The following is a 9395-nucleotide window of genomic DNA, read 5'->3' as shown; positions in this document are numbered from 1 at the left end:
TGTTGCTCCTGCTGGCTGAGACCCAGTTGTTCGCAGGCCTGCTCAAAGCTGATCCCCAGATGGCACATCATGATATCCAATAACGGGAGGGCTTAGTTGGCTTGGCTCTGCTGTTGCTGCAATTGATCCAGTGCCTGTTGCTCCTGCTGGCTGAGACCCAGTTGTTCGCAGGCCTGCTCAAAGCTGATCCCCAGATGGCACATCATGATATCGATGGCGGGCAGATAGTTTTTCATAGCTTCTTCCATGGTGATCCTCCAGACCCGTCACTTATGCCCTGAACCACTCGGTGCGGCAATTAGACTTTAGGCTTAGTTTGTCCATTTGATCAGCACCCCTGCCACTGGGGTAGGGAATTTGTTACCCTGCACCATGATAAAAACGGTTGCCGTATGACTGCGAGCAACAGGTGAGGAGCAGGGCATGTTATTGAGTTTCTTGATCATCGCTTCAGGTTGGTGGCACATCCGTGCTGCCTACGGTTCAGACTGCCGCCAGTTCTATATCAGCAAGCCGCTTACCATGCTGCTTATCATCGCGTTGGCGTTCGGCTACCAGAGTTATGACCACGATGGTTCACACGCTTGGATCCTGCTCGGCCTTTGTCTCTCGCTGGCGGGCGATGTGCTGCTGATGTTGCCAAGCGATCGCTTCATTCAGGGGTTGGCGGCATTTCTTGTCGCGCATCTCTGCTATATCGTCGGTTTTGCCCAGGGGCCATTGCTGCTCAATCTGGTGGATGGTTTGCTGCTGTTGCTGATCGCCGGCATGGTATTCGGCCTGCTGTGGGGCAAGCTGGGGGAGATGCGGATCCCGGTCTTCTGCTACATGCTGGTGATCATCGGCATGGCCTGGGTGGCCGCCGGTGCCTGGCACGCCTCTCTCACTGCCGGTTCGGCCGCCGCTCTGGTGGGGGCGCTGATGTTCCTCTTCTCCGACAGCATGCTGGCGCTCGATCGCTTCCGCCACCCCTTTCCCCACGCCCGCGCCTGGGTGATGAGTAGCTACTTCGCAGCGCAATTCCTGATCGCGGGGTCGCTGGCGGGATAACGCCTTCTGGTTGAGTGCAGGTAACAGATAACGAAAAACGGGCATTGGCCCGTTTTTCGTTTTATGCCCGGCGTTTTTCACGCCTCTAGCGGTTCGGCATCCGCAGCCCGTGGGGCGGGGGATTTGAGCAACAGCATCAGTGCGCTGGCGATCAGCAGGAAGATCCCCATGATGTAGAACACCTGGTTGTAGGCCATGATGGCCGCTTCCCGGTTGATGGTATTGGCCAGCATGGCGTGGGCTTGCTGCTGGGCAATCTCGGGGCCTGAACCCTGCGCCATCATGCTCTGGGCCAGTTGCAGCAGATAGCTCTGCCCCTCGATACTGCTGGCGGCCAGAGTGCTGCCAATCTGCAGCACATGGGTGCGGGTATCGTTGTCGAGCAGGGTCGCGATGATGGCGATACCGAACGCACCACCGAGGTTGCGCAGCACGTTGAGCAGGGTCGAGGAGGAGGGGATCTCGTCGTGGCTCAGGCTGGCGGTGGCGACCAGGGAGAGCGGCACCATGATGAAGGGCTGCCCCAGCGCCCGCACGATGAGGGACTGGATCAGCTGCGGCCCGGCGTAGTCGGCACTCATGTTGACGTTCATAAAGCAGCTGACGGCGAAGATCAGGAAGCCGAAGCTCACCAGATAGCGCGGGTCTATCTTGTGGGTCAGCCTGGGTACCAGCGGTAGCACCAGCAGTTGCGGTAGTCCCATCCACATCAGGACTTCGCCGATTTCCAGCGCGTTGTAGTTGTGGATCTGGGTCATGTAGAGCGGCAGCACATAGATAGATCCCATCAGCGCCATGCCGAGGATCAGATAGGCGAAGCAGGCCAGCGCGAAGCGCGGGTTGTGCAGCAGCCGCAGATTGACCAGCGGGTGACGGCGGATCAGCTGGCTGATGACGAAGAACACCAGCGCCACCGCCGAAATGACTGCCAGTCGCACGATGAAGCTTGAGCCGAACCAGTCTTCCCGGTTGCCCTCTTCCAGTACCACCTCCAGCAGGCCGAGGCCAAGCGCCATGGTGACGATGCCGATGAGGTCTACCCGCTTGATCACGGCCCAGTCCACCGGTTTTTTATCAAGCCCGTGGGCCAGCATGGCCATCACCAGCAGTCCCGGCGGCACGTTGAGATAGAAGATGTAGTGCCACGACATCTGCTCGGTGAGCCAGCCACCGAGGGTTGGGCCGATGGCGGGGGCGAAGGTGGCGCAGAGGCCAAACAGCGCCATGCCGGTGGCCCGCTTCTGTAACGGCAACAGGGTGACGATGAGGGAGAAGGCCATCGGGATCAGCGCCCCGCCAGTGAAGCCCTGCAGCGCCCGGAAGACGATCATGCTGGTGAGGTTCCAGCTGAACGAGCAGAGCACGGAGGCGGCGATAAACGCACCGGTGGTCCAGAGCAGGTAACGGCGCACACTCAACCCCCGGCTCAACCAGCCGCTCAGGGGGATGGCGATCATCTCCGCCACCAGATAGGAGGTGGAGATCCAGGAGCTCTCGCTCAGGGTGGCCGACAGGGCCCCCTGAATATCCTTCAGGGAGGCATTGGTGATCTGGATATCGAGGATGGCCATGAAGGCGCCGATAAGGCCCCCCATGACCGCGATCCAGTTGCGACGTGGAATGGGTTCCATCAGTTGGCAGCCACCACGGGCTCAGGAGTGCGGGTATCCACGATCACTTCGGTGGAGAGACCCGGCAGCAGCTTGCCTGCCAGCGGACCTGGCTCGGGGATGCGGATCTTTACCGGCACCCGCTGCACGATTTTGGTGAAGTTACCAGTGGCATTCTCCGGCGGCAGCAGGGCGAACTTGGCGCCGGTCGCCGGGGCCAGGCTGTCGATGATCCCCTCGACCGGTTGATCCGGGTAGGCATCGAGCACCACTTCGACCTTCTGGCCCGGCTGCATATGGGCGAGCTGGGTCTCCTTGAAGTTGGCTTCGACCCACACCTGCTGCAGCGGTACCAGGCTGGCGACCTGCATGCCGGACTGGACGTAGAGCCCTTCCCGCAGGCTGCGCTTGCCAATGATGCCGTCAGCAGGCGCCCGCAGCTCGGTGTAGCCGAGCTCCAGCTTGGCCTGCTCCAGTTGCGCTTCGCTCAATGCCAGCTTGGCCAGATTCTGTTTGCGTTCGGCATCCAGTACCAGCAGTCGCTCACGGGCCGCTTGCAGGGCGGCTTGGGCCTCCCGGGCTTGCGCCTGATTGACCTGCAGGCCTGCTCGCACCTCGTCCAGACTGTCTTGCGAGCTGTAGTGGCGCTGGTTGAGCTGACTGATCCGGTTGACCTGCTGGCTGGCGCGCAGCTGTTCAGCATTGGCGGAGGCGACCTTGGCCTCGGCCTGCTGGATCAGGCTCAGTTGTTGGGTGCGGGTGGCGGCCAAATTTTCGGCCGTCGCCTGATTGAGGCGCAGGTCGGCTTCGGCCTCCGCGACCCTGGTTTTGTATTCGCGATCATCGAGACGAGCGATCAGTTGGCCCGCTTTGACCGGCTGGTTGTCGGTGACCAGCACTTCGCGGATATAGCCGGGCAGCTTGGAGCTGATCCCGGTCACTTCACTTTGCAGATAGGCGTTGTCGGTGCTTTCAAAATAGCGGCCGTGAAGATACCAGTAACCGGCGAACAGCAGACCGAGCAGCGCCAATATCATGGCTGCCAGCAGGGGAATTTTTTTGTGTTGACTCATTTTTGTGATTCCTGAACTTAAGGGGCGCAGGCTAACACTGGTCAACTGTTTCGATTAGTATTGGTTCACGAGATATACAGTTTCACTGGTGCAACAATGGATCTCAATGCCGCGTTAATTCTGGTGCGTATCGTCGACAAGGGCTCGTTTACGGCGGCCGCCCGCGAGCTGGGGATGACCAAGGCGATGGTCAGCCGCCGGATCGCCGAGCTGGAACAGCGGCTCGGTGTGCGTCTGCTCTATCGCTCCACTCGTCAGCTCACTTTGACCGAGGAAGGGGAGAAGTACTACCTGCACTGCAGCAAGGCGGTCGATGCCCTGACCGAAGCCGAGCTGATGCTGAGCGCCAGCCAGCAGGAGGTAACCGGCACCCTCAAACTGGCGGTGCCCATCGAAACGGGGCAACTGGTGGTTGGGCGCTTGGTCGCCAAGTTTTTGCAGGCCTATCCCGCCCTGCAGGTGGAGCTGGAGCTGACCAACCGGGTGGTGGACCCCATCAGTGAAGGGCTGGATGCGGTGGTGCGGATTGGCGACATGAGCGACTCCAATCTGGCGGCGCGCCGACTCTGGAGCACCGGAAGGCTGCTCTGTGCCAGCCCGGACTATCTGGCCCGCAGCCCGGTCATCGAGCGGCCGGAGGATCTGGCCAACCACGAGCGGGTGACGGTGAGCAGCGGGTTTCTCGCCTCTCACTGGTGTTTCGAGCTGGATGGCAGAGAGGTGCTGGTTGACCCCCCATCCCGTTTTCGGGTCAATAATATTACCTGTGCCCGGGAGGCAGCGAAGGCGGGGCTGGGGTTGGCTTCGTTACCCGCTATGCTCTGTCAGGATGAGCTGGCCAGCGGCGAATTGGTGATCCTGCTGCCAGAGTGGCAGCAACCCAGGGTGCCAATTTATTTGCTGTTTCCGGAGCGGCAACTGATGCCGCGCAAGTTGCGGGCATTCATCGATTTCATGATTGAGAACGGCGCTGAGTTTGGCATCGACAAGTTGTTGTAAGGGGGAGCTATGGATAACTGGATCAATCTCTATCGCGCCTCACACACCCTGGAGGCGCACGCGTTGAAAGGGGCGCTGGAGGCGGAAGGGGTGCTGGTGCGCCTCAATGGCGAGGGGCTGTCTGGCGCCCTTGGCGAACTGCCGGTCGACATGTTGCAGGTGACCCTGATGGTGCGGGCCGAGGATCGCAGCAAGGCAGGACGGGTCATCGAGCGTTACCAGCAGCGTCAGGGTAACGGCTGGCTGTGCGGCCAGTGCGGGGAGGAGAACGGCGCCAACTTCGACGTCTGCTGGCGCTGTCATCACGATCCCCACGACAGCTGATCTCTCTTCCGCTAGCGCGGCGGGAACTCGATATCTTCCCCTGCGCTGGCATCGTGATAGGTCGCCAGATCCAGCTCGTTTTCGCTGCGGGCGATCAGCACCGACACCAGAATATCCCCCGATACGTTGACCGTGGTGCGCGCCATGTCGAGGATCCGGTCAATGCCTGCAATCAGTGCCACCCCTTCCAGCGGCAAGCCCACCGCTGTCAGGGTCAGGGTCAGCAGCATCAACCCGGTGCCAGGGGTACCTGCCGTACCGATACTGGCCAGGGTGGCGATGCTGATGATGGTCAGATAATCGACCATGTGCAGATCCACCCCGAATGCCTGAGCTACGAACAGCGCTGTCACTCCCTGATAGAGGGCGGTGCCATCCATGTTGATGGTGGCGCCGATGGGCAGCACCTTGGCGGTGATGGCGGGAGAGACTCCCAGCCGCTTCTCGGCGCAGGCCAGACTGATGGGCAGGGTGGAGTTGCTGGAACTGCTGGTAAACGCAACCGCCTGGGCATCAACGATGCTCTTGAAGTAGTGCAGCGGATTGAGCCGTGCCAGCAGGAGCAGCAGGGTGCTGTAGACCCCGAGCACGTGCAGCAGGCAGCCGAGGTAGACGGCGCCGATCACCTTGAGCAGCGGCAGCAGCAGGTCGAGACCGTACTTGCCGGTCATCCAGGCCATCAGAGCGCAGACACCGTAAGGCGCGAGCGCCATCACCATCTGGGTCAGCTTGAACATCCCCTCGGCCAGCGAGGTGAAGAAGAGGATGGCGGGGCGGCCACGGCGACCGCTGGCATTGAGGGCGACCGCCAGCGCCACCGCAAAGACGATCACTTGCAGGATCTTGCCATCCACCATCGCCTGTACCGGGTTACTCGGCACCAGATGGCTCAGCACGCTGGCCAGGGTGGGTGGTTCCGACATACCGACCCGCTCATAGGGGCCCATGTCGGCACCCATGCCGGGTTCCAGCAGCCAGCCCATCATCAGGCCGATGCAGATGGCGATGGCGGTGGAGCAGAAGTAGAGGCAGATCGCCTTGCTGCCGATGCGATCGAGGGCCTTGCCCTTGAGCAGCGAGGTGAGACCGGCGATGACCGAACAGAAAATGAGAGGCACCATCAGCATCTGGATGGTGTTGACGAACAAGACGCCAAGGGGCTTGAGCAACAGGGCTTGCTCTTCAAAGCTGACGCCCAGACCCACCCCTGTCAGCATGCCGATCAGGGTCTTGAGCCAGAGTGGTCGGCGGGTCCAGATCTGCCAGGGCTTGAGAGCCTCTCCATGGAACAGCATGACGCCAATATCCTTATACATTGTCTGCGATGGCCAAAAAGGGGCGCCAGTGTAGCGATCCCTGACGCGGGTTGCCACATTATCGACAAAGCGGTGGCGGTGACCACTCCCCTGACCAGGTAATGCGCAATTTATTGGCCTATATCAAGATCCCTCCGGGCGGGGAGATATTTAATTGGCATTAAATATGTTCATTATTGAGGTGAGAGATGTCGCAATCGGTTCATGGTCACGAAGTGATGGAGATGATGTTGGCACAAGGGGGGCAATTTACCCGTGCCAGCCTGAAACAGGCGATGGCCGAACGGTTCGGTGCCGAGGCCCGTTTTCATACCTGCAGTGCCAGCGAGATGGATGCGGAAGCGCTGATCGATTTCCTGGCCGCTCGTGGCAAATTCATCGACTCGGCTGAGGGTTTCCAGACCCGCGCAGACAAGATCTGTAACCACGGTTAATCCCGCTGCGAGCGCATCATGGCGCTCGCTCAATTCTTCGCCCTTTGCTATATTTCGCCCCCTCTCTTTTCCCTATTCAGGGCGTAGCCCGGGCGTTGTATGGATACTTTCTCTGCCGCAGTCATGCTGTTTCTGATCATGGACCCGCTGGGTAACCTGCCGGTCTTCCTCTCTATCCTGCGTCATATTGATCCCAAGCGACGTCGCAAGGTGATGGTGCGCGAGCTGCTCTTCTCGCTGGCCATCATGATGCTGTTCCTGTTCGTCGGTCAGCAGATCCTCGGCTTCCTCAACCTGCGGCAGGAGGCGGTCAGCATTGCGGGGGGGATCATCCTGTTCCTGATCGCCATCAAGATGATCTTTCCGAGTGAGGGGGGCGTGACCGGGCTGGCGGCGGGCGAGGAGCCCTTCCTGGTGCCGATGGCGATCCCGATGATTGCCGGCCCCTCGATCCTCGCCTCTTTGATGCTGCTGGCCAATCAGGAGCCGACCCGGATGGTGGACTGGTCGCTGGCGCTCTTTATGGCCTGGGCCGCCAGCGCGGTGATCCTGATGTTCTACGAGGTATTCAACAAGCTGCTGGGTGAGCGGGGACTCACTGCGGTGGAACGGTTGATGGGTATGCTGTTGGTGATGATCTCGGTCCAGATGCTGCTGGACGGGGTACATCACTATCTGGCGGTGACCGGCCAGGGCTGAGTGGTTTACATCTTGAAGTGAATGAAACGGGGCTACGCAGAGCCCCGTTTTTTGTGCCGCCGAGAAGGCGTGCCGTCATCCGTGAGTGGTCGCTGCAGGTTCCAGTTTGCTCATGATGAGGGACAGCAGCAGCTCCCGCAGCCAGCGGTGGCCCGGATCCTCGCTGTGACGCTGATGCCAGATCAGCAGATGGGAGATGCTGTCCAACCCGATGGGCAGCGGCAGCTGTAACAGCGGATAGACCTGGGTGGCGTGGCGGGCGTAGAGCCGGGAGAGCGTTACTATCATGTCGGAGTGCATCCCCATCCGCAGCGCCGCCTCGAAGGAGGGCACGGTTGCCTCGATACGCCGGTAGAGATCCTGCTCTGCCAGCTTGTGATCCAGCATCCAGCGGTCCCGCCCCTCGCAGTAAGTCTGTACATGGGGATAGCTGAGGTAGTGCTCCAGATTCCAGTTGGGCTCCCGCAGCGCGGGGTGGTGCTGCTGCACCAGACAGGTGAGATCATCGACCGCCAGCACTCGCTGACAGATGCTGTCGGGCAGGGTATCGAGCCGATAATCGGAGCTGATGCAGTTCTCTCGCACCGCGAAGGCGATGTCCACCTGTCCCTGACTCATCTCGGTCAGACTGTTCTCGGTCCACTCCTCGTAACGCAAGCGGATCCTTGGTGCCTGCCGCTTCAGCTCGCTCAGGTAGAGCGGGGCAAACAGGGTAAAGGCGCTGTCCATGCTGGCGATGACGAATTCCCGCTCCGAGCTGGCGGGGTCAAACTCGGGCGGCTGGATCAGGTTATCCAGCGACAGCAGGATGGGTTGCAACTGCTGCTGCAGTGCAAGGGCACGGCCGGTGGGTTCCAGCCCGTAGGCAGATCGGATGAAGAGGGGATCATTGAAGGTATCGCGCAGACGGCCGAGGGCTTTACTGACCGCGGACTGGCTCAGATGAAGGCGGCGTGCCGCCTTGCTGCCGTTGCGCTCTTCCAGCAATACCTGCAGGATAATCAGCAAATTGAGGTCGATGCGACCCAGTTGTTCCAGCAGCATGATATGAATCCTCTTCAATTCTAAGATGAATTTATACCATTTGTTTTCATATCTTGGCGATCTTATCCTCGAATGGTCTCAGGTTCGCATGAACCACTGGTACAGGATGTAGCGGTTGAGGGGACATGTAGCACAATCAATATGGCGACCTCAGGGTCGCCCTATTTTTTGGCTATGATTTATTTGCTCACTTGCACCTGCCTTGATTTTGCCCAACAATCCCTGCGCTCTATTTTGATACAAGTAACAGATATCTCTTTGTGAGGGAGTATCCCTATGGGACTCGGTGGAATTCATATCTGGCATATGCTGATCCTCTTGCTGGTCGTTGTGCTGGTCTTCGGCAGCAAGCGTCTTGCCAGTGCAGGTGAGGATCTGGGGACCGCCATCAAAGATTTTCGCAAGGCGATGCGTGACGACGCAAATCATCCGAAATAAGCAGTAGGAGTAGAAAATGTCTGTAGACGAGAAAGTTGAACTGAACGAAACCTGTGACAGCTGCGGCTGTTTTGCCGAGATCGGCACCATCATCGGCGAAGGCGACGATGTGATGGAGCTGGTTATTGAAGCCGCGGCCGAGGCGGATGCCCGCGCCAAGCTGGCTGCCTATGAAGTACTGGCCAAACAGGTCACCGCCGAAGCTCAAGTGAGCAGCGAACTGACCCAGGGCGCCAACGGCGTGATCCTGAAAGCCCGCCTGCAATTCACCTGCACCGCCGAAAAACTGATTTTCGAAATGCGGGCCCGCTCTATCTGAGTTGTCTGATAACGCGGCAGGTTTGCCTGCCGTGTTGACCCTTCTGCTGTGGGTCGGCGTTCTATAGTTACTCTATCCCACAGACGTTT

Annotated in this window: 12 protein-coding genes; 7 read left to right on the top strand and 5 right to left on the bottom strand. The window is 59.7% G+C overall.

Annotation, left to right across the window (positions count from 1 at the left end):
• Positions 1–92: 92 nt before the first annotated feature.
• Positions 93–236, bottom strand: a complete 144-nt coding sequence (locus G5168_RS13040) for a hypothetical protein (RefSeq protein WP_162182404.1) — start codon at positions 234–236, stop codon at positions 93–95.
• Positions 237–423: 187 nt separating this feature from the next.
• Here G5168_RS13040 and G5168_RS13035 point away from each other — a divergent pair, with 187 nt between their 5' ends.
• On the top strand, positions 424–1050 hold the full coding sequence (locus G5168_RS13035; protein ID WP_113740353.1) for a lysoplasmalogenase: 627 nt from the start codon (positions 424–426) through the stop codon (positions 1048–1050).
• A gap of 77 nt (positions 1051–1127) precedes the next feature.
• Here the strand turns inward: G5168_RS13035 and G5168_RS13030 are convergent, their stop codons facing one another.
• Both G5168_RS13030 and G5168_RS13025 read right to left on the bottom strand, forming a co-directional pair.
• Positions 1128–2681 carry a DHA2 family efflux MFS transporter permease subunit gene (locus G5168_RS13030; protein ID WP_227341808.1) on the bottom strand — a complete coding sequence of 518 codons (1554 nt, stop codon included), beginning with the start codon at positions 2679–2681 and terminating at the stop codon, positions 1128–1130.
• Positions 2681–3733 carry an HlyD family secretion protein gene (locus G5168_RS13025; RefSeq protein ID WP_021231553.1) on the bottom strand — a complete coding sequence of 351 codons (1053 nt, stop codon included), beginning with the start codon at positions 3731–3733 and terminating at the stop codon, positions 2681–2683. Before G5168_RS13025 ends, G5168_RS13030 begins: the two co-directional genes overlap by 1 nt.
• Before the next feature lie 96 nt (positions 3734–3829).
• Between G5168_RS13025 and G5168_RS13020 the strand changes: the two genes are divergently transcribed.
• Together G5168_RS13020 and G5168_RS13015 are read left to right on the top strand one after the other, a co-directional pair.
• Complete coding sequence (locus G5168_RS13020; protein WP_139433146.1) at positions 3830–4732, top strand: LysR family transcriptional regulator; 903 nt, start codon at positions 3830–3832, stop codon at positions 4730–4732.
• 9 nt (positions 4733–4741) lie between these two features.
• Positions 4742–5056, top strand: a complete 315-nt coding sequence (locus G5168_RS13015; protein ID WP_005339933.1) for a DUF2007 domain-containing protein — start codon at positions 4742–4744, stop codon at positions 5054–5056.
• 11 nt (positions 5057–5067) lie between these two features.
• On the opposite strand, the gene G5168_RS13010 is transcribed toward G5168_RS13015, so the two are convergent.
• Positions 5068–6351 carry a dicarboxylate/amino acid:cation symporter gene (locus G5168_RS13010; protein ID WP_203119382.1) on the bottom strand — a complete coding sequence of 428 codons (1284 nt, stop codon included), beginning with the start codon at positions 6349–6351 and terminating at the stop codon, positions 5068–5070.
• Between the two features lie 209 nt (positions 6352–6560).
• On the opposite strand from G5168_RS13010, the gene G5168_RS13005 reads away from it, so the two are divergent.
• Both G5168_RS13005 and G5168_RS13000 read left to right on the top strand, forming a co-directional pair.
• Positions 6561–6806: a YecH family metal-binding protein gene (locus G5168_RS13005; protein ID WP_005357633.1), complete on the top strand. Its 246-nt coding sequence runs from the start codon at positions 6561–6563 to the stop codon at positions 6804–6806.
• A 99-nt stretch (positions 6807–6905) separates the two neighbouring features.
• The gene (locus G5168_RS13000; protein WP_041234986.1) at positions 6906–7505 is read left to right on the top strand and encodes a YhgN family NAAT transporter; all 600 of its coding nucleotides are present in this window, start codon (positions 6906–6908) and stop codon (positions 7503–7505) included.
• Positions 7506–7580: 75 nt separating this feature from the next.
• Here G5168_RS13000 and G5168_RS12995 read toward each other — a convergent pair whose 3' ends face one another.
• Positions 7581–8549: a LysR family transcriptional regulator gene (locus G5168_RS12995; RefSeq protein WP_005357635.1), complete on the bottom strand. Its 969-nt coding sequence runs from the start codon at positions 8547–8549 to the stop codon at positions 7581–7583.
• 276 nt (positions 8550–8825) lie between these two features.
• Between G5168_RS12995 and tatA the strand changes: the two genes are divergently transcribed.
• Positions 8826–8987 carry a twin-arginine translocase TatA/TatE family subunit gene (tatA, locus tag G5168_RS12990; RefSeq protein WP_005339944.1) on the top strand — a complete coding sequence of 54 codons (162 nt, stop codon included), beginning with the start codon at positions 8826–8828 and terminating at the stop codon, positions 8985–8987.
• Between the two features lie 16 nt (positions 8988–9003).
• The gene (locus tag G5168_RS12985; RefSeq protein WP_227341809.1) at positions 9004–9306 is read left to right on the top strand and encodes a YfcZ/YiiS family protein; all 303 of its coding nucleotides are present in this window, start codon (positions 9004–9006) and stop codon (positions 9304–9306) included.
• Positions 9307–9395 lie beyond the last annotated feature (89 nt).

This window comes from Aeromonas sp. 600724 (assembly GCF_049175135.1).
Lineage (GTDB): Bacteria > Pseudomonadota > Gammaproteobacteria > Enterobacterales > Aeromonadaceae > Aeromonas > Aeromonas veronii_A.
This window is presented reverse-complemented; position numbering and strand designations above follow the sequence as displayed.

Excerpts from the sequence above, each read along its gene's own strand:
- G5168_RS13035 (WP_113740353.1), top strand. The coding sequence starts at position 424 with ATGTTATTGAGTTTCTTGATCATCGCTTCAGGTTGGTGGCACATCCGT.
- G5168_RS12985 (WP_227341809.1), top strand. The coding sequence starts at position 9,004 with ATGTCTGTAGACGAGAAAGTTGAACTGAACGAAACCTGTGACAGCTGC.
- G5168_RS13040 (WP_162182404.1), bottom strand. The coding sequence starts at position 236 with ATGAAAAACTATCTGCCCGCCATCGATATCATGATGTGCCATCTGGGG.
- G5168_RS13030 (WP_227341808.1), bottom strand. The coding sequence starts at position 2,681 with ATGGAACCCATTCCACGTCGCAACTGGATCGCGGTCATGGGGGGCCTT.
- G5168_RS13020 (WP_139433146.1), top strand. The coding sequence starts at position 3,830 with ATGGATCTCAATGCCGCGTTAATTCTGGTGCGTATCGTCGACAAGGGC.
- G5168_RS13000 (WP_041234986.1), top strand. The coding sequence starts at position 6,906 with ATGGATACTTTCTCTGCCGCAGTCATGCTGTTTCTGATCATGGACCCG.
- G5168_RS13005 (WP_005357633.1), top strand. The coding sequence starts at position 6,561 with ATGTCGCAATCGGTTCATGGTCACGAAGTGATGGAGATGATGTTGGCA.
- tatA (WP_005339944.1), top strand. The coding sequence starts at position 8,826 with ATGGGACTCGGTGGAATTCATATCTGGCATATGCTGATCCTCTTGCTG.
- G5168_RS13015 (WP_005339933.1), top strand. The coding sequence starts at position 4,742 with ATGGATAACTGGATCAATCTCTATCGCGCCTCACACACCCTGGAGGCG.
- G5168_RS13025 (WP_021231553.1), bottom strand. The coding sequence starts at position 3,733 with ATGAGTCAACACAAAAAAATTCCCCTGCTGGCAGCCATGATATTGGCG.
- G5168_RS12995 (WP_005357635.1), bottom strand. The coding sequence starts at position 8,549 with ATGCTGCTGGAACAACTGGGTCGCATCGACCTCAATTTGCTGATTATC.
- G5168_RS13010 (WP_203119382.1), bottom strand. The coding sequence starts at position 6,351 with ATGCTGTTCCATGGAGAGGCTCTCAAGCCCTGGCAGATCTGGACCCGC.